The organism is Bradyrhizobium pachyrhizi (genome assembly GCF_029714545.1).
GTDB lineage: Bacteria > Pseudomonadota > Alphaproteobacteria > Rhizobiales > Xanthobacteraceae > Bradyrhizobium > Bradyrhizobium pachyrhizi.
Window position 1 is genome coordinate 8,577,720 of the sequence record NZ_CP121667.1, and the last position, 24,396, is coordinate 8,602,115.

A 24,396-nucleotide genomic window follows, 5' to 3' on the forward strand; every position below is an offset into this window, starting at 1 on the left:
CGCATGGCCTGCACTGCAGCAAGCCGCAGCGGCAGCAATCTGTTTTCCGCTAAGCGGAATGAAGCGCCGCGCCGGAGCTTCCGGCCGCGCTGCGATCAGAGATGAAAGTCGGGAACGGTCTGATGGGGCATTCCCGCCGGCAGGCCGAGGAACAGGTACTGCATGCCATAATGTCCGGCGAATGCCGATGCCGCTGCATCCATGATGATGCGACCGCCCAGATCCAGATGCAATTCCGGGCGGGTGATGGCGCCGAGCGTGTAGGCCGGCACGATAGTCTCGTTGATGTGCAGGGCGTCGAAGACGGCGGACACCGCCGAAAGCGAAGCCGCATTGCCGGCCAGGTCGACGACATCGGCGCCATTGGCGGCGAAGCCGGTCACGGCCAGCGAGCCGGCCCGATCCGTCGATGACACGATGTGATCGAACACCAGCTTCGAGGAATCGCCGAGCAGCACCGTTGCCGCGGCGTCGTAGATTGCGGTGCCGCCATCATTCAGCGTCAGGCTTGGCGCGCCGCCATTGACGTGCACCGCCTCGTTGAAGCCGACCGTCAGTTGCACCAGTGAACCCGGCGCTGCGACGCCGCCGGAGGGCGTCGCCGTGATCCCGGTGAGATGGGGCGCCGTGGTGTCGAGGGTGAAGGTCAGGCTAGAGGATGCGCTGACATTGCCGGCGGCGTCGACCTCCTGCACCGTGACGGAGTGCATGCCGTCGGTCGTGAAGATCGGCACCGCCGTGGAGAAGCCCGAGGCACCGTCGGTCTTGTAGCGCAGCGTGTCGGCCGCATCGAACTTGGTGTAATCGATCAGCCCATTGCTGGTAATGTGGTCGGTGCTGGAGACGCCGGTGTCGCGGTGCAGCGCCAGCGTCGGCGCCGCTGGCGCCTTGGTGTCGCCGGTGAAGCTGACCACGTTGCTTGCTCCGCCGGCGTTGCCGGCGATGTCGGTGTAGCTCGCCCCTGCAACCGAAAGATCGGCCGACAGATGGTCGGTGACATCGGCCGTGAAGGTCGCGGTGTAGATATCGTGACCCGCGCCGTTGACGCCGACATGGACGAGGCTGCCCAGCAGTCCGCCATGGACGGTGACGTCGCCGAGTCCGAAACCCGCGACCGCCTCGGAGAAGGTAAACGTCATCGGCGCGGCGTCGCCGGCGTGCAGCAGGGTGTGATCGGCCGCCACCGATACCGTCGGCGGATGCGTGTCGCCACCGATCGTCGCGGTATTGCTCGCCGCGCCGGCATTGCCTGATACGTCGGCATAGCTTGCGGCGGTGACCCGGATCGAGCCCGCCACGATGTCGTTGATATCGGGCGTGAAGATCGCGGTGTAGACGTCCTGGCCTGAACCATTGAGCCCGACATGGATCAGATTGGTTACCGTACCACCGGCGACGACGGTATCGCCGAGCGCAAAGCCCGCGACCTCTTCGGAGAAGGTGAAAGTGACGGCCGAAGTCTGGCCGGAAAGCACGGTGCTCGGGCTCACCGCAACCGACACCGTCGGGGCCCTGGTATCGCCGGTGAAATTGATGGCGTTGCTTGCCGCGCCGCTATTGCCGGCGACGTCGGTGTAACCAGACGCCGCGACCTGCACCGAGCCCGCTTCAGTGTTGCTTTCATCCGGCGTGAAAATTGCCGTGTAGACGTCCTGGCCCGATGCGTTGACGCCGACATGGACCAGATTGCCCAACGCCCCACCATGCACCGTGACGTCACCGAGCGCGAAGCTCGCAATTTGTTCGGAGAACGTGAACGTCACCAGCGCGGTTTGGCCCGCCAGCAGCGCGTTGCGGTCAGCCGCGATCGACACCGTCGGCGCCAGCGTATCACCACCGATCGTGGCGGTGTTGCTCGCGGCACCAGCATTGCCGGCCACATCGGCATAGCTCAACGCGTTGACCTTCACCGAGCCGGTCTCGGTGTCGCTGACATCGGGCGTGAAGGTCGCGGTGTAGACGTCCTGCCCAGCGCCATTGAGCCCGACATGCACGAGATTGCTCAGCGCGCCCCCATGGACGGAGATGTCGCCGAGTGCGAAGCCCGAGACGGCCTCCGAGAAGGTGAAGGTCGCGACCGAGAGGTCGCCGGCCAGCACCGTGTCGGGATTGAGCGTGACGGAGACCGTCGGCGCCAGCGTGTCACCGGTGAAGTTGATGGCGTTGCTGGCGGCGCCGGCGTTGCCGGCCGTGTCGCTATAGCTTGATGCGTTGACCTGCACCGAGCCAGCCTCGGCATTGGTGACGTCGGGCGTGAAGGTCGCGGTGTAGATGTCCTGCCCGGCGCCGTTGACGCCGACATGGACAAGGCTGCCCAGCGCGCCGCCGCTGACGCTGACATCGCCGAGCGCAAAGCCCGCGACGGCCTCGGAGAAGGTGAAGGTCACGACCGCGGTCTGGCCGGCGAGCAGCGTCCCATGGTCAGCCGAAACCGACACGGTCGGCGCCCTGGTGTCGCCGGTGAAGCTGATCGTGTTGCTCGACGCGCCGGAACTGCCGGCCGTATCGCTATAGCTCGATGCGTTGACCTGCACCGAACCCGCCTCGGTGTTGGTCACATCGGGCGTGAAGGTCGCGGTGTAGACGTCATGGCCGGCGCCATCGATGCCGACATGGGTGAGATTGCCCAGCGTACCGCCCTGGACGGCGACATCACCCAATCCAAAGCCGCTGACGGCCTCGGAGAAGGTGAAGGTGACGAGCGCGCTATCGCCGGCAGTCAGCGTGGTGTGATCGACGGAGACCGCCACCGTCGGCGCCTTGGTATCGCCGCTGAAGGTGATCGCATTGCTTGCCGCGCCGGCGTTTCCGGCACTGTCGGTATAGCTTGACGCGTTGACCTGCACCGAGCCTGCCTCGGAATTGGTCACATCGGGTGTGAAGGTTGCCGTGTAGATGTCCTGGTGCGCGGCGTTGACGCCGACATGCACGAGGTTGCTCAGCGCGCCGCCGCTCACCGTCGTGTCCGTCAGCGCGAAGCCGCTGACCGCATCGGAGAAGGTGAAGGTGACGGTCGAGGTCTGACCGGCCAGCAGTGCGGTCGAGCTCGCCGCAACCGACACGGTCGGCGCGATCGCGTCGATCACGAGATGCAGATCGGTCGCCGCATGGGTCACGTCGGCGTCCTGGCCGCCGGGATCCCTGATCGTGCCGCCGTTGAGCGAGAGGCTCTGCACCTGCAAGTCAGACGTGCTGTCGCCGTCCTGCACCGTGTAGCTGAACACCAGCGCCTGCGAGCCGCTGCCGCTGAGATAGGTCGCGGCCTTGCCGTCGTTGAGCAGCAGCTCGGGCGCGCCGGTCACGCTCACCGTGTTGCTGAAGTTGACCGTGATCGTGACGACCTTGCCGGCGTTCAAGATCGTGAGATGATTTGTGGTATCAGCTGTGACCGAGGCGATGCTCGCCTGTGACCGGATCTCAAGATGCGGAGAGGCCGAGTCGTCGGACGCCAGCATCAGCGAGCCGGCCGAGGCGCCAGCGCCAAAACTCAGGGTCAGCGATGCGAGCGTCGTGCCGCTACCGCTCTTCACCAGCAACACGCCGTTCGCATAGGACAGCGTCGCCGTGGCGTCATAGGCGATGTTGCCGAAGTCGATGGTGTCGCCGCCGGCAAAGCCGGTGATCGACGTTGCGAACGAGGTGCCGGAGAATGCCGCGGCATCGAGCACGAGTTTTTCGGTGCTGCCGTCGGTGAAGGCGATCGCGCCGGTCCCTGCCGCGCCGTTCGCCGCCAGCTCCAGGATCGAGCCCTTGATGACGGTGCCGCCGGAATAGGTGTTGTGCGCGGACAGCACCAGCCGGCCGCCGCCGGTCAGCTCGACATCACCAGGCGTCGCGCCGTCGGAGATCACGCCGCTCTGGGTAACGATCTCGCCGGCGGCGACGTTGAAGACCGGATCGCCCGCGACGGCGATGTTGCGGGTCTGCGTGAAGCCGTCGGTGAAGCTGATGCCGGTGCCGTCGCCCAGCTTCAGCACATTGGTGACCGCGCCGAGATTCACGTTGGCTGAGATCGACACCCGGGTGCCGGCGCCGCTGACCGTGGTATTGCCGGTATACGTGTTGTTGCCGCCGAGGATGACGGTGCCGCCGCCGCTGATGGCAAGGCCGCCGACACCCGCATTGGCACCGGTGCCGCCATTGCCGCTCTGGTCGGCGATGTCGTTGGCAACCGTCAGCGTCTGGCCGCTGGCCGGCGTGAAACTGAGATTGTTGTTGCCCTGGATGAAGATGCCGGAGCCGAAACCCGAGCCGCTGGCCTGGCCGATGCCATTGGTGCCGCCGGCGACGGCATTGAACCCGGAATCGTTGGAGAGCGAACCACCCTTGATGGTCAGCGAGCCGCCTTGCTGAACAAAGACGGCGCCGCCGGCGCCGAGACCGCCACCGCCGCCCGGCGCGCCGTTGCCATTGGTGCCGCCATTGCCGGCACCGAAGCCGCCGATACCTCCTATGCCGCCCCCGCCGCCGAAGCCGCCATCGCCGTTGTAACCGCCACCGCCGCCGAAGCCACCGTCGCCGCCATCGCCGCCTCCGCCACCGAAGCCGCCGTTGCCGCCGTCGGCCCCGTTTCTGCCGCCGACACCGCCCCCCGGCCCGTAGGGTGCGCGGACGGCGCTGCCGATCCACCCAGCGGCGCCGCCGCCTCCACCGTTGGCGCCGCCTGATCCGCCATACCAGTAAAGCTCGGTCGCACCACCGATCGAGATCAGGTAACCGTCGCTCCCTTTGCCGCCCCCGGCCGCGTTGGGGATGGTGCCGGGTGAACCGCTTCTAAAGAGATCGCTGTCCGCGCCCTGAGCGCCGAGGCCGATCCCCCCGCCGCCGCTGCTTCCGCCGCGTCCGCCCATCCCGCCGCCACCGCCGTAGCCGTAGCCGTACGCGATATTGCCAGTGCCGCCGGCACCGCCGTTGCCGCCGATCGCGGCGCTGTTGTGGAAGGTGACATTGTCGATGGTGGCGCTGCCGTTCGACGAGATGAACAGCGCACCGCCGAGCCCGGCGCCGCCGCCGCCGCCACCCCGAACGACGCCGCCGCCGGCAGCCACCGTGTTCTGGATGGTCAGGTTCTCGAGGTTTACGTTACCGGCATAGACGAAGAAGCCGCGCTGGGCGTTGAGGCCATCGATCGTGTAGTTGCCGCCGTGACCGTCGCTGCCGTTGATGGTGACGCTCGACCCGCTGAGCAGATTGAGCGCGTACAGTTCCGACGTCAGACTGAAACCGGCGGTGATGTTGATCGTGTAGTTGGCATTCGACGCGGCGTTCTGTCCGCCGGAATCCATCTGCAGGATGGCGGCGTTGAGCTCGGTGACGTTGGAGACGTTGAAGACGCGGGTCGAGACGACCTGCACGATCGTTCCGCCGTTGGCATCCTGCGAGAGCTGAAAACTGGTCCCGGCGCCGACGCCGGCAAGGATCAGCGTATCGGTCGTGGTGCCGTTCGAGATCGAGAGCGTGTTGCCGGACAGGCTGACCGTGTTGAGCGACGGATTCTGGGTGTTGTACTGCAACCCGGTCAGGTCGATGAACTGGCCGGGATTGAAGTTCGCGATCGTGTTGGCGAACGCATTGCCGCTCAGCGCAGCGTTGTCGATCTTCAGCGTGCCGGCAATGCCTGAGGTAAACGAGATGTTGCCGGTTCCGGCGGCGCCGGCCGCGGTGAGCCACACCGTGCCCGAATAGATCGTCGTGCTGCCGTAGGTATTTGCGGCATGGCCAAGCATGAGCGTACCGCCGCCATCGACGCCGAGATTGCCGCTGCCGGTGACGAGGGCGGTGTCGGACACGGTCTTGCCGTTCGCGATCGACAGGATCGAATTGCCGCTGACCGAGAGCGTGTCGTCGAAAGTGCCGCTCGACGTCAGCGACAGATGCGCGCTGCTCAGACCAAACGTCCCGGTCAGCCCGGCGAGCTGACCCATCCCGAGCTGCAACGTGCCGGCGCCGGACAGTGTGAAGGTGCCGGAGCCGCTGATCGAGCCGGTGTCGGCGATCGTGCCGGAGGAAATATCGAAGGTGCCGCCATTGGCGGTGACCTGGATGTCGTGCGTGAAGGTGTAGCCACCGGTCGTGGTCAGCGTGCCGCCGTTGAGGATCAGCGCCCCGGCCGAACCGCCGATGTTGTTGTCGGCCGTGATCGAGAGCGTGTTGCCACTGTCGATCTGGGTGCCGCCGACATAGCTGCTCGCCCCCGTCAGCGTCAGCGTGCCGCCGCCGGAAACGACCAGCTTGCCGGTCGTGCCGCTGCCGCTGATGCCCCGCTCATCAGCGATGCTGTCGCCGATCGTGAGCGTGGTGACGGTCTGCAGGCCCTGGGAGAACGTGGGCACGGTGTGCGTCGGCGTGACAACCATCGTGCCCTGGATGAAGATGTCGCCATAGGCGGATCCGTTGCCGGCGCCGTTGGCGCCGGTGCCGCCGATCTCGGTGGCATCCATCAGGGTGCCGCCGATGACGGTCAGCTTGCCGCCCTGCTGGACGAAGATGTCGCCGCCGAGGCCTGCGGCGCCACCGCCGCCGCCGGCGAGCGAGCCGTTGCCCGCGCCGAATCCACCGGTGCCGGGCGTGCCGTTCGAGCCGCCGCCGCCACCGCCAAATCCGCCATCGCCGCCGGTATGCGCGTATCCGCTACCGTTGCCGGAACCGCCGCCACCGCCGGCGAAACCACCATCGCCGCCGCTGTAGATGCCGCCGCCGCCGCCGCCACCAACGCCGCCCGCGCCGCCGAAGCCAGCTCCGGGAGCGCCGGCTACCGAGTTAGCGCCGCCGATGCCGCCGCCGCCACCACCGACACCGCCGCCACCACCGCCGCCACTCGCGCCACCGCCGGCATGCGCGCCGTAGCCGCTGCCGCCGTAATTGTCGGCGCCCTGTCCGCCGCCCGCCGCACCTTCGATCGTCGCCGGTGTGCCGCCCGCGTTCTGCGCCCCGGTCGAGGGATGCTGGCTGTCGGAGCCCGCCTCGCTGTAACCGCTGCCGCCATTGCCGTGGTAGCCGTAATAGTCCTGGCCACCGAAGCCGCCGCCACCACCGCCGCCACCATTGCCGCTGCCGCCGTCGGCACCGATGCCGCCACCACCGCCGCCGCCGCCGGCCGGATCGACCACGCCGCCATCGCCGCCCTTGGCGGTGTTGTTGCCGAAATTGACATTGTTCAGCGTGACGTTGGCGTTCTGTCCGACGAACAAGCCACCACCGAGACCCGCGCCGCCACCACCACCGCCGACCCCGCCATTGCCGCCGCTTGCAACCGCGTTGATGATGGTGAGGTTCTTGAACGTCACCGTGCCGGAGGTGACCACGAAGCCTTGATAACCGCGCGCGTCGATGACGTCGCTGTAGTCCTGGCCGCCGAGCTGATTGTTGTAGTCGGAGTTGCCGTCGAAGGTGAGCGTGGAGCCGCTCATCAGGTTGATGGCCGGCAGATCGTCCAGCAATTGCAGCGTGCGCGCACCGGACGAGAGCGAGAAGTGGATCACGTAATCGGTGTTGGCAGCAGCGAGTCCGCCGCCGACGCTGATCGCCGAAATCGCGTTGTAGAGCAGAAGATAATCGCTGAGCGGATCGCTGGTCGACAGCGTGAGAACGACTGGGTTCGACACAAGAACCTCGGCAATATGAGTGAGCGACCGCAATCGGCCGCCTTTCAAAAAATTGCCGAATAGTTATCTTGCGCCGCAAGTCATTGGCAACAATAATGAATTCTCATTCCGCGCACGGAGTTGAGATGATGAATGGGTAAGGTTGACGCGTGTGAGGGCCGCTCGATGCACGATCGGACGGCAATTTTCGTCACGACAAGGGGCGCTGAAGACGAGTTCGTCGCGCGACAGGCACGGATTGATGTGAAACACCAATTTCGCCTGTGCACGCGATGAGAAGCGCCGCAGAAAATTGACCACCGAATCAACGATGGCATCCCTCGATGCGATCTCGCTTCGCTTGTGGTGGCCCCGAAGCGATCTTTCCGTCAGACTGTCCTTGTTGGCGACCACGCTCCGAGCGGAGCGCGCCGAAGTGACGAGTGCCGCATGACGCCTCCACGCGATCGAGCATGGCGTCGCCGTCCGTGGGCGGTGATGATGACGGTATGCGTCCTCGCGATCGGCGCGAGCATCGGACGCGCCGAAGCGACTGGCTGCAATTTCGAGATTCAGGGCGAGGGTCGCGTCGCCGCCATCGTCGATGCGCGCAGCCTGCGGCTCGACGACGGCCGTGAGGTCAAGCTCGCCGGTATCGAGGTGGCCGACAAGGCGAAGGCTATCGCCGCACTGACGGCGCTGCTGGTCGGCCGCGAGGTGACGCTGCGCGGACAGGACGACACGCCGGACCGCTATGGCCGACAGCCGGCCTACGCATTCCTCGAAGGCAGTGAGAAGCCCGTGCAAAGCGAGCTGCTGCGCCAGGGCCTCGCGCTGGTGTCATCCGAGACCCCGGACCAGGACTGCGCCACCGCGCTGATGGCGGCCGAGGCCGAGGCAAGGGCCGCCCGATCGGGAACCTGGGCCGGCTCCACGGTCATAAAAAACGCCGAAAGTCCGGACGATATTTTGGCCGGGATCGGGCGCTTTACCGTGGTCGAGGGCAAGGTTTTGTCCGTGCGTCAGGCCGGGGCGACGACCTACCTGAATTTCGGCCGAAACTGGACACGGGACTTTGCTGTGACTATTTCAAGGCGCATAGTCCCTGCGTTCGAGGCGGCGGGGCTTGCGCCCAAGTCTCTGGAAAATCGTAAGATTCGTGTACGAGGCTGGGTGGAAGCACGACGTGGGCCGCGAATCGAACTGCTCCGGGTGGGGCAGCTTGAAGTGCTCGGCGGGAACTAGGGGCCCAAGGGACTCAAGAAACCCAGGGGCCCTGCCCCGGTCTTTTTACGGGACAATTTGTGAGTTTTTGACGTGATTGAGCGCGCAGGACGGCGTGAAGAGGGGACTGGCCGCCGCCTTTCGGCTGCGCCGGCGCTCGTTTGCGCCGCCCTGACGCTGTCGGCCTGCGGCAATGTCGGCCGGTTCGAGCAGGCCACGCCCACGGCAGCGGTGGCGCCGGTAAAGCCGAACCGCGTGGTGCAGCAGACGCCCACGAGCGAACGCGAGCATGAGCGCATCCTGTCGTCCTATGGCGGCGCCTATGACGACCCGAAGCTGGAGGCCCTGATCAGCAAGACCGTCGAGCGCCTGGTCGCTGCCTCCGAACGGCCCGACCAGGCCTACAAGGTCACGATCCTCAATTCCGGCGCGGTCAACGCCTTCGCGCTGCCGACCGGCCAGCTCTATGTCACGCGCGGCCTGATTGCGCTCGCCAGCGACACCTCCGAGCTCTCCTCGGTGCTAAGCCACGAGATGGCGCATGTGCTGGCCAAGCACGCGGCGATGCGCGAGGACCAGGCCCGCCAGGCGGCGGTGGTGACGCGCGTCGTCACCGACATGAGCACCGATCCCGATCTCACCGCGCTGGCGCTCGCCAAGACCAAGCTGACGATGGCGAGCTTCTCGCGCCAGCAGGAGTTCGAGGCCGACGGCATCGGCGTCGGGATCGCCGCTCGCGCGCATTTCGATCCCTACGGCGCGGCGCGCTTCCTGACCGCGATGGAGCGCAATGCCGCGCTCAAGATCGGCAAGACCGCGCTCGATCCGCGGGCGCAGGACTTCACCTCGTCGCATCCGGCGACGCCCGAGCGCATCAACAATGCGCAGACCACCGCACGGCAATACTCATCGCCCGAGAGCAACGAACGCGACCGCGAGACCTATCTCGCCGCGATCGACAACATCGTCTATGGCGAAGATCCCAGCGAAGGCTTCGTGCGCGGCCGCCGCTTCCTGCATCCCAAGCTCGGCTTCACCTTCACCGCGCCCGACAACTTCACGCTCGACAACACCGCGCAGGCGGTGATCGGCGTGCGCGAGGGCGGCAGCCAGGCGATGCGCTTCGACGTGGTGCGGGTGCCGGCCGAGCAGTCGCTCGGCGATTACCTGAATTCGGGCTGGATGGAAGGCGTCGAGAAGTCATCGACCGAGGACCTCAACATCAACGGCTTTCCGGCGGCGTCGGCCACCGCGCATGGCGACCAGTGGCAGTTCAAGGTCTATGCGCTGCGCTTCGGCAGCGACGTCTACCGCTTCATCTTCGCCGCCAAGCAGAAGTCCACCGAGAGCGAGCGTAACGCGCGCGAGACCGTCAACTCGTTCCGCCGCCTGACGCTCGACGAGATCCAGGCCGCGCGGCCGCTGCGCATCAAGGTCATCAACGTGCAGCCCGGCGACACCGTGGAATCGCTGTCGCACCGCATGTCCGGCGTCGACCACCCGTCCGAGCGCTTCCGCGTGCTCAACGGCCTCGACGCCCATGCCCAGGTGAAGCCGCGCGACCGCGTCAAGATCGTGGTGGATTGAGGCTGCACGCCCTCTCACGACCGTCGTCCCGGCGAACGCCGGGACCCATAACCACTGTTATCGATTGATGGAAAAGGCTGGGGCCACAGCGCGCCCTAACGACATATTCCAGTGGTTATGGGTCCCTGCTTCCGCAGGGACGACATGAGAGATAGCCCGCTACTTCGCCTTCTCCTTGAGGAAGGCAATGATGTCGGCGCGATCCTTCGGATCCTGAACCTCGTAGAACATCTTGGTGCCCGGAACCATCGTGTCCGGACCAGTGAGCCATTTGTCGAGATTTTCCTCGGTCCACACGATCTTCGAATTCTTCAGCGCCGGCGAGTAGTCGTAGCCTGCGACGGAGCCGGCGAGGCGGCCGACGACACCCTTGTGCATCGGGCCGACGTCGTTCTTGTCGATCGAGTGGCAATCGCCGCAGCCCTGGTACAGCGTGGCGCCGCGCGCCGCATCTCCCGCGGCACGGGCGCTGTTCAGGGCGAGCAGAATCGCGATGGCCGCCATCGCGGCAATTTTGGCTTGCTGCGGCGCCAGCACGCCTGCGATCGAACGAATGGTCATTCCCGGAGGTCTCCTGTTTGCCACCACAACAGGAGCAGGCATGCCGCGATTCTATTCCTTGGAATGCCGCGCGCTCGCGCCGCCGACGACTGACGAAGAATTTTGAGCCAACCGGGAATTTCCCCGCGCGCCGCCGATCTCTATTGAAAGCTGCCACCTCCGCAGCGGCGCCGGGCTATTGGAGCATCCCCAGTGTTTCAGAATCGGTTCGGCGCCGTCGCTCGACTTGCCGAACTCGGGTGCGTGCTTGCTGCGCTCACGCTCGCAGCAGCCACCGCCGCGCGCGCGGACGGCTGTCCCAAGCCGAGCGACGAAATCGCGACCGACCGGCCCGACGTCACCAATTCGAGTATCGTCGTGCCGGTCGGGAGCCTGCAGAACGAAAACGGCATCAACCTGACCGGCCGCAGCAGTGGCCGCAGCATCGACGGCAGCAATAGCCGCTGGCGGCTCGGAATCGCGCCCTGCCTCGAGGTGCTGATCGACCTGCCGAACTATGTCGGCACTGCGAAGTCGCCCGGCGCTTCGGGCTTTTCCGACGTCGCGCCGGGGATCAAATGGCAGATCAGTCCCGTGCCGGGGAAGCTCGACCTCTCGATCACGGCTGGCGTCGCGCTGCCGACGGGCGCGGCTGAAATCGCCGGGCGCGGCGCGCAGCCCTATCTCCAATTGCCGTGGTCATGGGAGCTGCATGACGGCTGGGGCGTCAGCGGCATGTTCACGGAATTCTTCCGCCCCGCCGAACTGACCGGCTGGCACATGTCGGAAGCGACCTTCGTGATCGAGAAGAAGCTGACCGAGCGGATCAGCGTGTTCACCGAATATGTCGGCGACTATCCCGACGGCGCGCGGCCGACCCAGCTCATCAACTCCGGCGGCCTGTACCAGATCACGCCGACCCAGCAGGTCGACTTCCATGTCGCGTTCGGACTCAACCGCAACTCGCCGAACTACATCGTCGGCCTGGGGTATTCGTTCCGCGTCGACGGGCTGTTTCGCTGAGGATGGAGATGGGTATCGGGCACCATCCGCGAGGCCTATCCAGCTCCCCTTGAAAAGGGGAGGTCGCTTTGCTCGCCAGAGCAAAGCGGGTGGGGATCTTGTCTCCACACACGCCAGCGCGTGCGGCAGACCCCCATCCCGACCTTCCCCCTTTCAGGGGGAAGGAGAAGAGTTCAACCCTCGGCTTCGCGCAATCCGCTCAGCCACAGCGCCAGCAGCGTCCATACCGCGCCCGACAACAGGTAGGCGCCGGCCGAGATCAGGCCGAAATGCGTCGCCAGCAGCAGCGCCGCGAGCGGCGCAAAGCCGGCACCGAACAGCCAGGCGAAATCCGAGGTCAGCGCCGAGGCCGTGTAGCGATAGTTCCGCGCGAAGCTCGAGGCGATCGCGCCCGACGACTGGCCGAACGACAGGCCGAGCAGCACGAAGCCAAGCACCATGTACACCGTTTCGCCAACCGCCCCGGCATCGAGCAGCTGCGGGGCAAAGCCGCTATAGACCGCGATCGCGACCGCCGAGCCCAAGAGCAGCGGCTTGCGGCCGACGCGGTCGGCGATCATGCCGGAGGCGACGATCGCGACGACGCCAACCATGGCGCCGATCATCTCGATGATCAAGAAGCGCACCGGGCTTTCCTTGGTGAACAGGAACACCCAGGACAACGGAAACACCGTGACCATGTGGAACAGCGCAAAGCTCGCCAGCGGCGCGAAGGCGCCGAGCAGGATGTTACGACCCTCCTGCGCGATGGTCTCGCCGACCCGCGCCGGCTCGAGATCGCGGCTTTCGAACAGCTCGGAATATTCATCCGTCGCCACCATGCGCAGCCGCGCGAACAGCGCCACCACGTTGATCGCGAAGGCGACGAAGAACGGATAGCGCCAGCCCCAGTCGAAGAAATCATCCGCCGAGAGGTTGCCGGCGAAGAAGGCGAACAGCGCGCTGGCCACGATCAGCCCGAGCGGCGCGCCGAGCTGCGGCACCATCGCGTACCAGCCGCGGCGATGCGCCGGCGAATTCATCGCCAGCAGCGAGGCAAGGCCGTCCCAGGCGCCGCCCCAGGCGATGCCCTGCAGCACGCGCGCGGCGGCCAACAGCCAGATTGCCGCGACGCCGATCGTGTCGTAGCCGGGCAGGAAGGCGAGCGCGACCGTGGCGGTGCCGAGCAGGAACAGCGCGATGACGAGCTTGGCGCCCTTGCCGTGGCGGCGGTCGACCGCCATGAAGATCACGGTGCCGAGCGGCCGCGCGGCGAACGCCAGCGCGAAGATGCCGAATGAGTAGAGCGTGCCGGTCAGCTCGTTGACGAACGGGAACACCAGCTTCGGGAACACGATGACCGAGGCGATCGCATAGACGAAGAAGTCGAAGAATTCCGACGTGCGTCCGATGATGACACCGATGGCGATTTCACCGGGTTTCGCCTGCCCGTGACCTGATGCGGTCGGGGTGCCGTGAGCCATTGCTGGGGCCTGTGCCATCGCCGGAGAACCGTCCTTTGGAGCATGACCAACCGGTTTTCCGAATAGACCGTGCTCGAACAAGAAGTGAGGCCACGAGCAGATTGCCACGCGGTCCACCTCACCTTCTGATCCTCCATCCCGCAGTGCAACATTGGACAAATTGTCCAATGTGAACTTTGCTGCATCGCAGCTACCCCTTGGCGGAACTCATAAAATTCAAGTGGGGTGAGCCGTGCGCGCCTTGAAATTATTGGCCTTATTGCCGTTCGCGGCGCTCCTTGGCGGGTGCGATTTCGTCGTCCTGGCCCCTGCCGGCGACATCGCCGCCCAGCAACGCGACCTCGTCGTCATCTCGACCGTGCTGATGCTCATCATCGTGCTTCCGGTGATGGCGCTGACCGTGTTCTTCGCCTGGCGCTACCGCCAGTCCAACACCGCGGCCCCCTATGAGCCGGAGTGGGATCACTCCACCCAGCTCGAGCTCGTGATCTGGTCGGCGCCGCTGCTGATCATCATCTGCCTCGGCGCGCTGACCTGGATGGGCACCCATCTGCTCGATCCCTACCGCTCACTCGGCCGCATCGCCGCCGACAAGCCGATCGAGAGCAAGGACGCCCCGCTCAATGTCGAGGTGGTCGCGCTCGACTGGAAATGGCTGTTCATCTACCCCGACTACGGCGTCGCCGCCGTCAACGAGCTCGCAGCTCCGGTCGACCGCCCGATCCGCTTCCGCATCACGGCGTCCTCCGTGATGAACTCGTTCTATATCCCCGCGCTCGCCGGCCAGATCTACGCGATGCCCGGCATGGAGACCAAGCTGCACGCGGTCGCCAACAAGGAAGGCACCTATCGCGGCTTCTCCGCCAATTACAGCGGCGCCGGCTTCTCCGGCATGCATTTCGAGTTCAAGAGCCTGTCTGGCGCCGATTTCGACAAGTGGATCGCCACCGCCAAGACCAGCGCCAACATGCTCGGCCGCGCCGACTATCTGCAGCTCGAGCGTCCGAGCCAGAACGATCCGGTGCGGCTCTACCGCTCGGTCGACCGCGATCTCTACAAGGCGATCCTCAACATGTGCGTCGAGCCCGGCAAGATGTGCATGAGCGAGATGATGGCGATCGACGCCAAGGGCGGCCTCGGCCGCGAAGGCTTCAACAACACGCTGCCGCTGACCTACGACAAATACGCCCGCCGCGGCGCGCCGCTCGGCTCTGAGCCGACCTTCGTCGCCGGCATCTGCTCGATGGACGAGATCAAGGACGCGCCGTCGCGCGAGATCACCGCGCCGCTCGACCTGACGCCGCTGCGCGGCTTCGGGCTGAAGCGCCCGCCGTTCTCGCCCGCGCATCCCTCGTCGACATCCTTGCTGCTCGGTCAGCGTCCCAAATCAGAGTCCTGAGGAGGACCGCATGAATCCCGATCTCGTGAAGATGATCTTCGGCCGCCTCAATCTGGAGGCGCTGCCGATCCACGAGCCGATCCTGGTCGGCACTTTTGCGGTGGTGGCGACCGGCGGCCTCGCGCTGTTTGCGATCGTCACCTATTTCCGGCTCTGGACCTATCTGTGGCGCGAGTGGTTCACCACCGTGGACCACAAGCGCATCGGCATCATGTACATGATCCTCGGCATCGTGATGCTGCTGCGCGGCTTCGCGGACGCGCTGATGATGCGGCTGCAGCAGGCGATCGCCTTTGGCGGCTCCGACGGTTATCTGCCGGCCCATCACTACGACCAGATCTTCACCGCGCACGGCGTGATCATGATCTTCTTCGTGGCGATGCCGCTGGTCACCGGCCTGATGAACTATGTGGTGCCGCTGCAGATCGGCGCCCGCGACGTCTCCTTCCCGTTCCTCAACAATTTCAGCTTCTGGATGACGGTCGGCGGCGCCGTGCTGGTGATGATGTCGCTGTTCGTCGGCGAATTCGCCCGCACCGGCTGGCTCGCCTACCCGCCGCTGTCGAACATCGGCTACAGTCCCGATGTCGGCGTCGACTATTACATATGGGGACTACAGGTCGCCGGCGTCGGCACGACGCTATCGGGCATCAACCTGATCTGCACCATCGTCAAGCTGCGCGCGCCGGGCATGACGATGATGAAGATGCCGGTGTTCACCTGGACCTCGCTCTGCACCAACGTCCTGATCGTCGCCTCCTTCCCGGTGCTGACGGCGGTGCTGGCGCTGCTGTCGCTCGACCGCTACGTCGGCACCAACTTCTTCACGAACGACTTCGGCGGCAACCCGATGATGTACGTGAACCTGATCTGGATCTGGGGCCACCCCGAGGTCTACATCCTGGTGCTGCCGGCGTTCGGCATCTTCTCCGAGGTGACCGCGACGTTCTCCGGCAAGCGGCTGTTCGGCTACACCTCGATGGTCTACGCCACGGTCGTCATCACCATCCTGTCCTACCTGGTCTGGCTGCATCACTTCTTCACGATGGGCTCCGGCGCCAGCGTGAACTCGTTCTTCGGCATCACCACCATGATCATCTCGATCCCGACGGGCGCGAAGATGTTCAACTGGCTGTTCACGATGTATCGCGGCCGTATCCGCTTCGAGCTGCCGATGATGTGGACGGTGGCGTTCATGCTGACCTTCGTGATCGGCGGCATGACCGGCGTGCTGCTGGCAGTGCCACCGGCCGATTTCGTGCTGCATAACAGCCTGTTCCTGATCGCGCATTTCCACAACGTGATCATCGGCGGCGTGCTGTTCGGCCTGTTCGCCGGCATCAACTACTGGTTCCCGAAGGCGTTCGGCTTCAGGCTCGATCCGTTCTGGGGCAAGCTGTCGTTCTGGTTCTGGGTCTCGGGCTTCTACTTCGCCTTCATGCCGCTCTACGTGCTCGGCCTGATGGGCGTGACCAGAAGGCTCCGCGTGTTCGACGATCCGTCCTTGCAGATATGGTTCATCATCGCGGGCTTCGGCGCGTTCCTGATCCTGCTCGGCATCGTCGCGATGCTGGTGCAGTTCGCGGTCAGCATTCTGCGCCGCGAGCAGCTGAAGGACACCACCGGCGATCCCTGGAACGCACGCACGCTGGAATGGGCGACCTCCTCGCCGCCGCCGGACTACAACTTCGCCTTCACGCCCGTGGTCTACGACAACGACGCCTGGTGGGACATGAAGCGCCGCGGCTACAAGCGCCCGCTGACCGGTTTCAGGCCGATCCACATGCCCTCCAACACCGGCACCGGCATCATCCTCGCGGGCTTCGCGACGGTAATGGGGTTCGGCCTGATCTGGTACATCTGGTGGCTCGCCGCCGTCAGCTTCGTTGCGCTGCTCGCGATCGCGATCGGCCACACCTTCAATTATCACCGCGACTTCCACATCCCGGCGGATGAGGTGGTGCGGACTGAAGACGCGCGGACACGCGTGCTCGCCGCGGGAGCCCAGACATGAGCGTTGCGATCATAACCACACAGGACTCCGAGCCGGTCTTCCACGTCATCGACGAGCACGACCATCCGGAAGGCGCCAGCACCATGCTGGGCTTCTGGATCTACCTGATGAGCGATTGCCTCATCTTCGCGATGCTGTTTGCGACCTATGGCGTGCTCGGCGGAAACTATGCCGCCGGACCGACGCCGAAGGATCTGTTCGACCTCAAGCTGGTCGCGCTCAACACCACGATGCTGCTGCTCTCCTCGATCACCTATGGCTTCGCCATGCTGACGATGGAGAAATCGAGGATCGGCGCGACCCAGCTCTGGCTCGCCATCACAGGACTGTTCGGCCTCGCCTTCCTCGGCATCGAGCTTACCGAGTTCGCGCACATGATCCATGAGGGCGCGACGCCCCAGCGCAGCGCCTTCCTGTCGTCATTCTTCACGCTGGTCGGCACCCACGGCCTGCACGTCACCTTCGGCCTCGTCTGGCTGGTGACGCTGATGGTGCAGACCGCGCGCTTCGGCCTCACCGAAGCCAACCGGCGCCGTCTGATGTGCCTCTCGATGTTCTGGCACTTCCTCGACGTGGTCTGGATCGGCGTCTTCACCTTCGTTTATCTCCTGGGAATGCTGCGATGACAAAAGAAGCTCACGCTCTCGAACCCAACGCCGGCGGGCACGGCCACGACGCTCACGGCGGGGCATCCCATGGCTCGCTGCAGAGTTATCTGATCGGCTTCGGTCTCTCCGTCGTCCTCACCGCGGTGCCGTTCTGGCTGGTGATGACCGGCGCGATCGCCGACAAGCAGGTCACCGCATTGATCGTGCTGGTGCTGGCTGCGGTGCAGATCGTCGTGCACATGGTGTACTTCCTGCACATGAACACGCGGTCCGAGAACGGCTGGACCATGATGGCGATGATCTTCACCGTGATCATGGTGGTGATCGGGCTGACCGGCTCGCTGTGGGTCATGCATCACCTCAACGTCAACATGATGCCGCTGCACGACATGAGCCAGATGCCGTGACGATGCGGTCTGCCAGGCCCTCGCTTGTGCTGCTCACGCTCGGCATGCTGGGCGTGGTGCTGCTGGGCGCGCTCGGCGTCTGGCAGGTCGAGCGCCGGACCTGGAAGCTGACGCTGATCGAACGGGTCGAGCAGCGCATGCACGCGGCGCCGGTCGCGCCGCCGCCCCCATCATCATGGCCTGATGTCACGGCCGCGAGCGATGAATACCGCCGCGTCACCGTACGCGGCACGTTTCTCAACGCCGATGAGACGCTGGTGCAGGCCGTCACGGCTGAAGGTCCCGGCTTCTGGGTGCTGACCCCGCTGCAAGCCGCCGACGGAACCACCGTGCTGGTCAACCGCGGCTTTGTTCCCGCTGATAAACGCGATCCCGCGACACGGCGCGATGGCGAGCCGCAGCGCGCCGTCAGCGTCACCGGACTGCTGCGGATGTCGGAGCCGAAGGGCGGCTTCCTGCGCAGCAACGATGCTTCGGCCGGCCGTTGGTATTCCCGCGACGTCGCCGCGATCGCCGCCGCGCACGGACTGTCGAAGGCAGCCCCCTTCTTCATCGACGCCGATGCGACGCCAAATCCGGGCGGCTACCCAATCGGCGGGCTCACGATCGTGCGGTTTCCGAACAACCACCTGATTTACGCGCTGACATGGTTCGCACTGGCCCTTATGCTGGCGGGCGCGCTCCTGCGCGTCATCAGCGGCAGGGGCCGCGCCGGCGCCTCCGATCCAAGGTGGGACTCACGGCGCGCCGCCGTGCGCCGCCTGATCGGCGTAGCCCGCAATCTGTCTCGCGACACAGGCCCAGATGCTCGAGCGCACATCGGATCTGCATGACGACAAGGCCGCGACCGGCGCGGCGGTGATGCGGTCCGCCGCGGGCGCGGCTGCCGGCATGCCGTACGATCTCTCCGCGCCCGCGGACATCGCGACCAATCGCAAGAACATGGCCCTCCTGGTCCAGCTGCGCTGGATCGCCGTGATCGGCCAGATCGCCACCATCGGCTTCGTGCAGTTCTGGATGGGCGTCGCGCTGCCGCTGCTGCCCCTGGCGGCCGTAATCTCCGGGCTAGTGGCACTCAATGTCGTCAGCCTGCTGTGGCTGCGCTATCGCGCCGACATCAACAACCGCGAGCTGCTAGTCGCGCTGGCGCTCGACGTCGCGGCGCTGACCGCCCTGCTCTATCTCAGCGGCGGCGCCACCAACCCGTTCACTTCGCTCTATCTGCTGCAGGTAACGCTTGGCGCGGTGCTGCTCGATGCGCCCTCGACCTGGTCGCTGGTGGCGCTGGTCTGCATGAACTTCGCCTGGCTGACCAGCTATTACCGGCCGCTGGAGCTGCCGCAGCAAGGGTTCGCCGATGCCTTCAACCTCTATATCGCCGGCACCTTCATCGGCCTCGTGCTCGACGCCGTGCTGCTCGTGGTGTTCATGACCCGGATCAACCGCAATCTGCGCGATCGCGACCTGCGCCTCGCGGCGCTGCGCCAGCACGCCGCCGAGCAGGATCACATCGTCCGAATCGGCCTCCTGGCCTCCGGCGCCGCGCATGAGCTCGGCACGCCGCTCGCCTCGCTCTCGGTCATCCTGGGCGACTGGCGCCGGATGCCCGCGCTCGCATCCGATCCCGAGCTGTCGCAAGACCTCGGCGAAATGGAGATTTCGGTGCAGCGCTGCAAGTCGATCGTCACAGGCATCCTGCTGTCGGCGGGCGAAGCCCGCGGCGAAGGCTCCTCGCCGACCACGGTCGCGGCGTTCCTGACGGCATTGGTGGAGGAATGGCGGACGACGCGGCCGTCGGCCACGCTGTATTTCCGCAACGCCTTCGGCGCTGATCTCGCGATCGTGTCCGACATCGCGCTCAAGCAGGCGATTTTCAACGTGCTCGACAACGCCGCCGAGGTCTCGCGCGACTGGATCGAGCTGACCGCCGAGCGCAATGCCGACACGCTGGTGCTGTCGGTGACCGATCGCGGCCCGGGCTTCTCGCGCGAGATGCTGGCGCATATCGGCAAGCCGTATCAATCGACCAAGGGTAGCCCCGGCAGCGGCCTCGGCCTGTTCCTGGTGGTCAACGTGGTGCGCAAGCTGGGCGGCGTGGTGACGGCGCGCAACCGGCCGGACATCGGCGCCGCGGTCAAGCTCGAGCTGCCGCTCTCGACGCTTGCGATCGGAGACCATCTTGACGGATGAACGCCAGCTCCTGATCGTCGAGGACGACGCCGGTTTCGCCCGCACGCTGAAGCGCTCGTTCGAGCGCCGCGGCTATGATGTGGCGGTGTCGGCCTCGCTGGACGAGGTCCGCCAGCTGCTCGAGCAGCAATCGCCTGGCTATGCGGTGGTCGACCTGAAGCTCGCCGGCGGCGCCTCCGGCCTTGCCTGCGTCGAAGCGTTGCACGCGCATGATCCTGAGATGCTGATCGTCGTGCTGACCGGCTTCGCCAGCATCGCGACCGCGGTCGAGGCGATCAAGCTCGGCGCCTGCCACTATCTGGCCAAGCCGTCGAACACCGACGACATCGAGGCCGCGTTCCTTAAAGCGCAGGGCAACGCCGCCATCGAGGTCGGCGCGCGGCCGACCTCGATCAAGACGCTGGAATGGGAGCGCATCCACCAGACCCTGATGGAGACCGACTTCAACATCTCGGAAGCCGCCCGCCGCCTCGGCATGCATCGCCGCACATTGGCGCGCAAGCTCGAGAAGCAGCGGGTGAAGTAGCACAGGCTAGCGTAGCCGGGATGGAGGTACGTAGCCCGGATGGAGCGAAGCGCAATCCGGGATCGAACCATCCGCGATCAAGCGCCCCCGGATTTCGCTGCGGTTCATCCGGGCTACGGATCCGCCACGCCGTTGCCGTTCGCTTCGCTGCGGATGTATAGCAGCGGCATGAGCAGTGTCGACAACCTCTTCCAGCCCAGCACGGATGACGCCGGCGACGCGGCCATGATCGCGGCGGCGATCCGCTGCATCGACGAATTCACCGACCGCTTCAACGCCCGCGATCTCGCCGGCATGGATGTGCTGCTGCACTTCCCGCACGTCATCCTCTCCGGCGAGCAGCTCGTGATCTGGGACGGCCCGGGCCAGCTGCCGGCGTCGTTCTTCGAGGATCTGACGCGCACCACGGGATGGGCGAAGAGCACCTATCAGCGCAAGGAGCCGGTGCTGGTCAGTCCGCGCAAGGTGCATCTGTTGGTCGAGTATACGCGCGACCGCGCCGACGGGTCGGTTGCCAGCCGTCACCGCAATTTGTGGATCGTGACGTCCGAGAACGGCCGCTGGGGCATCAAGCAGCGCTCGTATTGAGCACACGGCGCGGCAGCGTCAACGGCGTCGCCGAGGGTTACCGCCGAGCCAGGAAGACCCCCAGCAAGAATGCGACGGCAAGCGATTGAAGCGGAGCCGCCCTGGTCAATTCAGCCAAGTGATGCAGCCACCGATCTTGCGGCAAAGGTTCGAATGCACCATGCCCAGCCATCTGACGGATCGCCTCTGACGCCTGTTCTATGCGTTGTTCAGGGCTGGCAGTGGAACCAATGGAGTTTTCGTTAGCCATCAGATGAACGGGCCTTCTGTATCAGCACTAACGTCCCTTGATTGCGGACTGTTCCTCGACTCCTTCACTCAGCGATGCGCTCAGTCATTCCCGAAGAAGTTCGCGAACGGACGAGATGGAGAGTCGTCGTCTTCGGACGCCATGATCGGCACTTCGCGGCGTTGCGCCTGCTCCAGGAGCACCGGAGCTTCGCGACGTTGGTCTCCCTGCTCGATGCGCCGCTGTTGACGCTTTGCGTGCTCGGTCGCGACGCGCTTCGCCTTGCGTTCGGCGTAGCGCTTGCGCCGTTCCTTTTCTTCAATGTCAGATTTTCTCGTGTCCACCACGTCTGCCTGCTTCTCGACGGGTGCTTGTACGTCCTTGACCGGCTCCGGTGGCGACTGCGGCGGTGAGGCTGCTTCCGGCGAGGCGGGTTCGCGTTGGGTCGCGGGCTGCGGTGGCTGCGCGGCTTCAGCCGTGGATGGCAGGATAACGCGGGCCGGTTCCGCAGGCGCTGGCGACGCGACGCGCGTGGGGGCGCCGGCAGAATCCTGAAGCGCCGAATTTGCGATGAACAGTCCACCACCGAACCCGGCGCCGAGGATGATAAAAGTTGTTCCAACGCCTGCGAAAAAAATGCCTGCCTTTGATGTCATGTCCGCTCTCCTGCATTGGCGAGCGAACGCGCGAGAGTTACCGGCGTTCCGTTTCGGGATAACTCGGCAATGAGTACCGTTTGTCCAAGCGGCTGGCGGTGCGGACAGTTTGGAACATCGATCCGCGCCGAGCGACGGACTGCAGTTCGCGGAGCGGCACCCTCACCCGGATTGCATCTTGCAATGCAATCCGGGCCCTCCCACAAGGAAAGAGCCAAGCGTGCCCCACGGACGCACCGCCAAAACAAAAAGCCCGGTCTTGCGACCGGGCTTTTGTTTTCAATCCGTCGAACCCTTTCAGGCGGCCTCGTCCTCGACGGCGGTATCGTCGCCATCATTGTCGAGATCCTCGCCGTCGGCATCGCCCTCGGCGTCGCCTTCAGCGGACTCGGCCTTGGCGCCGCGGCGCGGGCTCTTGGCGAGCTGGCCTTCGATCTCCTTGATCGCCTCGGTCTCGGTCGAGTGCTGCACGACCGCGATCTCGCGCGACAGGCGGTCGAGCGCCGCTTCATAGAGCTGGCGTTCAGAGTAGGACTGCTCGGGCTGCGATTCCGAACGATAGAGGTCGCGGACAACCTCGGCGATCGCGACGATGTCGCCCGAGTTGATCTTCGCTTCGTATTCCTGGGCACGGCGCGACCACATGGTGCGCTTGACGCGGGCGCGGCCCTTCAGCGTCTCCAGCGCCTTTTTGACCAGCGCCGGCTCCGACAGCTTGCGCATGCCGACATTGGCGACCTTCGCCGTCGGGACGCGCAGCGTCATCTTGTCCTTCATGAAATTGATCACGAACAGCTCGAGCTTGGCGCCCGCGATCTCCTGCTCCTCGATCGCCAGGATCTGGCCGACGCCGTGAGCGGGATAGACCACGAATTCGTTGGCCTTGAAGCCCTGACGCTGGGTCACGACCTTCTTCTCTTCCGGACGCGACGGGGCGGCCGGCTTGGCGGCGGCCTTCGGAGCAGCGGCGGGGACGGCAGCCTTCGGGGCGGCCGGCTTCGGCGCAGCAGCCGTCTTGGTCGCGGCAGGCTTGGGGGCGACCTTGGCAGCAGCGGGCTTCGCAGCTGCCGCTTTCGCGGCAGTCTTGGCAGTCTTTTCTGGCATCACGCTTCTTTTGTTCTTTGAGGACTTTGCAGCCGCCGCCTTCTTGGCCCCCTTCACGGACGCCTTGGCACGGCCCTTGGTTGCGCTGCGAGCAACGACAGCGGCTTTTTTCGTCGTCTTTGAAGCACTCTTTTTACGCGTTTTCTGTGACACAGCCTGCGCGCGGAAACTGCCACGCCCCTGTTCGAGTTTGCGGGAACCTCGAAGCCACAAGGTACGCATGGCAGGGGGTTCTTGGCCTGTAATGTGTCAGATATAGCACATTTTCCGCAAAAATCAATGGTTTACGCCCGATTCCGGGCATAACAGGGGCCGTTCAGGTCATATGTCCGTCATTAGGGTTAAATCGGCGGCCGAACGGAGGGCCACAGCGGACCGAAGCCCGCCCTTACCGTGGTATTCCCTGGCGAATCAGTCGCCGCTGCCGGGATTCGGAGAAAAATACTTCTCGAACTTGCGTTCCTTGCCTTCCCACTCCTTGGCGTCCTCGGGCGAGTCCTTCTTCTGGGTGATGTTCGGCCAGCTCTTGGCGTAGTCGCGGTTGACCTCGAGCCACTTTTCCAGGCCCGGCTCGGTGTCCGGCTTGATGGCGTCCGCCGGGCATTCCGGCTCGCACACGCCGCAATCGATGCATTCGTCGGGATGGATGACCAGCATGTTCTCGCCCTCGTAGAAGCAATCGACGGGGCAGACCTCGACGCAGTCGGTATATTTGCACTTGATGCAGGCTTCAGTGACGACGTAGGTCATCCAAAACTCCGAAACGATCCAGTTTTTCTGGGGTTGCGTAGCGCAGGAATACCGCCCCCGCAAGGGAAGCCGGCTCCGAAAAACGCCAGTATTCTCACGCCCCTGCCCGCCGGTTTGTTGGGAGCATCACCCCCGCGCAAGCGCAATGCGTTTGTCGCGAGCGAAACCCGGCCCCATTCCGCGGTCGAAGTAACAGACGCTAGATAACTACTCCTTACCGGCTTGCAAATTGCCGGCCTGCAAATCCTCGTACAGCACCCGCGCCGAGCTGGCATCGCCGCGCCGCTCGGCAAAGCCGATCACCTTGAGCACGCGGACGCTGTTGTCGAGCGCGACGGTGACGACGTCGCCCGCCTTCACCGCATGGCCCGGCGATTTCTCGCGCGCGCCGTTGACCCGGACATGCCCCGATACGACGAGTTCAGCGGCGCTGGTGCGGGCCTTCACCAGGCGCGCATGCCACAGCCATTTGTCGAGGCGCTGTCGATCCAAACTAGACCAAGCG

18 protein-coding genes are annotated in these 24,396 nt (G+C 65.2%); 11 read left to right on the plus strand and 7 right to left on the minus strand.

Annotation, left to right across the window (positions count from 1 at the left end):
• Positions 1-95 precede the first annotated feature (95 nt).
• Positions 96-7,604, minus strand: a complete 7,509-nt coding sequence (locus QA639_RS40510) for an Ig-like domain-containing protein (protein ID WP_283088835.1) — start codon at positions 7,602-7,604, stop codon at positions 96-98.
• A gap of 477 nt (positions 7,605-8,081) precedes the next feature.
• Here QA639_RS40510 and QA639_RS40515 point away from each other — a divergent pair, with 477 nt between their 5' ends.
• Together QA639_RS40515 and QA639_RS40520 are read left to right on the plus strand one after the other, a co-directional pair.
• The gene (locus tag QA639_RS40515; protein WP_028336214.1) at positions 8,082-8,828 is read left to right on the plus strand and encodes a thermonuclease family protein; all 747 of its coding nucleotides are present in this window, start codon (positions 8,082-8,084) and stop codon (positions 8,826-8,828) included.
• A gap of 72 nt (positions 8,829-8,900) precedes the next feature.
• Positions 8,901-10,394: a M48 family metalloprotease gene (locus QA639_RS40520; RefSeq protein ID WP_028336213.1), complete on the plus strand. Its 1,494-nt coding sequence runs from the start codon at positions 8,901-8,903 to the stop codon at positions 10,392-10,394.
• A gap of 159 nt (positions 10,395-10,553) precedes the next feature.
• Here the strand turns inward: QA639_RS40520 and QA639_RS40525 are convergent, their stop codons facing one another.
• Positions 10,554-10,955, minus strand: coding sequence for a c-type cytochrome (locus QA639_RS40525; protein ID WP_050387732.1), 402 nt, complete (start codon positions 10,953-10,955; stop codon positions 10,554-10,556).
• Positions 10,956-11,147: 192 nt separating this feature from the next.
• On the opposite strand from QA639_RS40525, the gene QA639_RS40530 reads away from it, so the two are divergent.
• Positions 11,148-11,957 carry a transporter gene (locus QA639_RS40530; protein WP_283088836.1) on the plus strand — a complete coding sequence of 270 codons (810 nt, stop codon included), beginning with the start codon at positions 11,148-11,150 and terminating at the stop codon, positions 11,955-11,957.
• A gap of 173 nt (positions 11,958-12,130) precedes the next feature.
• Here QA639_RS40530 and QA639_RS40535 read toward each other — a convergent pair whose 3' ends face one another.
• Positions 12,131-13,420, minus strand: a complete 1,290-nt coding sequence (locus QA639_RS40535; protein ID WP_157348824.1) for an MFS transporter — start codon at positions 13,418-13,420, stop codon at positions 12,131-12,133.
• Positions 13,421-13,652: 232 nt separating this feature from the next.
• Here QA639_RS40535 and cyoA point away from each other — a divergent pair, with 232 nt between their 5' ends.
• From cyoA to QA639_RS40575, 8 genes are all read left to right on the plus strand, one after another.
• Positions 13,653-14,819, plus strand: a complete 1,167-nt coding sequence (cyoA, locus tag QA639_RS40540; RefSeq protein WP_283088837.1) for a ubiquinol oxidase subunit II — start codon at positions 13,653-13,655, stop codon at positions 14,817-14,819.
• Between the two features lie 10 nt (positions 14,820-14,829).
• Positions 14,830-16,833 (plus strand): cytochrome o ubiquinol oxidase subunit I, encoded by a 2,004-nt coding sequence (cyoB, locus tag QA639_RS40545; protein WP_283088838.1) that lies wholly within the window; start codon positions 14,830-14,832, stop codon positions 16,831-16,833.
• Positions 16,830-17,459, plus strand: a complete 630-nt coding sequence (gene cyoC, locus QA639_RS40550) for a cytochrome o ubiquinol oxidase subunit III (RefSeq protein ID WP_283088839.1) — start codon at positions 16,830-16,832, stop codon at positions 17,457-17,459. The genes cyoB and cyoC overlap by 4 nt, the downstream gene beginning before the upstream one ends.
• On the plus strand, positions 17,456-17,848 hold the full coding sequence (cyoD, locus tag QA639_RS40555; RefSeq protein ID WP_283088840.1) for a cytochrome o ubiquinol oxidase subunit IV: 393 nt from the start codon (positions 17,456-17,458) through the stop codon (positions 17,846-17,848). The genes cyoC and cyoD overlap by 4 nt, the downstream gene beginning before the upstream one ends.
• A gap of 2 nt (positions 17,849-17,850) precedes the next feature.
• Positions 17,851-18,681, plus strand: coding sequence for an SURF1 family protein (locus QA639_RS40560; RefSeq protein ID WP_283090699.1), 831 nt, complete (start codon positions 17,851-17,853; stop codon positions 18,679-18,681).
• Positions 18,653-20,038, plus strand: coding sequence for an ATP-binding protein (locus QA639_RS40565; protein ID WP_283088841.1), 1,386 nt, complete (start codon positions 18,653-18,655; stop codon positions 20,036-20,038). Before QA639_RS40560 ends, QA639_RS40565 begins: the two co-directional genes overlap by 29 nt.
• The gene (locus QA639_RS40570) at positions 20,028-20,564 is read left to right on the plus strand and encodes a response regulator transcription factor (protein ID WP_283088842.1); all 537 of its coding nucleotides are present in this window, start codon (positions 20,028-20,030) and stop codon (positions 20,562-20,564) included. Before QA639_RS40565 ends, QA639_RS40570 begins: the two co-directional genes overlap by 11 nt.
• A gap of 168 nt (positions 20,565-20,732) precedes the next feature.
• Entirely contained in the window at positions 20,733-21,152 is a 420-nt protein-coding gene (locus tag QA639_RS40575; RefSeq protein WP_283088843.1) for a hypothetical protein, read from the plus strand.
• A gap of 330 nt (positions 21,153-21,482) precedes the next feature.
• Here the strand turns inward: QA639_RS40575 and QA639_RS40580 are convergent, their stop codons facing one another.
• The 4 genes from QA639_RS40580 to QA639_RS40595 form a co-directional block, all read right to left on the minus strand.
• Positions 21,483-22,037, minus strand: coding sequence for a hypothetical protein (locus QA639_RS40580; RefSeq protein WP_283088844.1), 555 nt, complete (start codon positions 22,035-22,037; stop codon positions 21,483-21,485).
• Positions 22,038-22,334: 297 nt separating this feature from the next.
• A complete protein-coding gene (locus QA639_RS40585; protein WP_080667177.1) occupies positions 22,335-23,141 on the minus strand; it encodes a CarD family transcriptional regulator in 807 nt (268 codons plus the stop codon).
• A gap of 411 nt (positions 23,142-23,552) precedes the next feature.
• Positions 23,553-23,891, minus strand: a complete 339-nt coding sequence (gene fdxA / locus QA639_RS40590) for a ferredoxin FdxA (protein ID WP_283088845.1) — start codon at positions 23,889-23,891, stop codon at positions 23,553-23,555.
• 207 nt (positions 23,892-24,098) lie between these two features.
• Positions 24,099-24,383 (minus strand): RNA-binding S4 domain-containing protein, encoded by a 285-nt coding sequence (locus QA639_RS40595; protein ID WP_157348830.1) that lies wholly within the window; start codon positions 24,381-24,383, stop codon positions 24,099-24,101.
• Positions 24,384-24,396 lie beyond the last annotated feature (13 nt).

Bases quoted from the DNA above. Each gene is read 5' to 3' on its own strand.
- QA639_RS40515 (WP_028336214.1), top strand. From the start codon at position 8,082: ATGATGACGGTATGCGTCCTCGCGATCGGCGCGAGCATCGGACGCGCC.
- QA639_RS40525 (WP_050387732.1), bottom strand. From the start codon at position 10,955: ATGACCATTCGTTCGATCGCAGGCGTGCTGGCGCCGCAGCAAGCCAAA.
- QA639_RS40535 (WP_157348824.1), bottom strand. From the start codon at position 13,420: ATGGCTCACGGCACCCCGACCGCATCAGGTCACGGGCAGGCGAAACCC.
- cyoB (WP_283088838.1), top strand. From the start codon at position 14,830: ATGAATCCCGATCTCGTGAAGATGATCTTCGGCCGCCTCAATCTGGAG.
- cyoC (WP_283088839.1), top strand. From the start codon at position 16,830: ATGAGCGTTGCGATCATAACCACACAGGACTCCGAGCCGGTCTTCCAC.
- cyoD (WP_283088840.1), top strand. From the start codon at position 17,456: ATGACAAAAGAAGCTCACGCTCTCGAACCCAACGCCGGCGGGCACGGC.
- QA639_RS40560 (WP_283090699.1), top strand. From the start codon at position 17,851: ATGCGGTCTGCCAGGCCCTCGCTTGTGCTGCTCACGCTCGGCATGCTG.
- QA639_RS40565 (WP_283088841.1), top strand. From the start codon at position 18,653: ATGCTCGAGCGCACATCGGATCTGCATGACGACAAGGCCGCGACCGGC.
- QA639_RS40575 (WP_283088843.1), top strand. From the start codon at position 20,733: ATGAGCAGTGTCGACAACCTCTTCCAGCCCAGCACGGATGACGCCGGC.
- QA639_RS40580 (WP_283088844.1), bottom strand. From the start codon at position 22,037: ATGACATCAAAGGCAGGCATTTTTTTCGCAGGCGTTGGAACAACTTTT.
- QA639_RS40585 (WP_080667177.1), bottom strand. From the start codon at position 23,141: ATGCCAGAAAAGACTGCCAAGACTGCCGCGAAAGCGGCAGCTGCGAAG.
- fdxA (WP_283088845.1), bottom strand. From the start codon at position 23,891: ATGACCTACGTCGTCACTGAAGCCTGCATCAAGTGCAAATATACCGAC.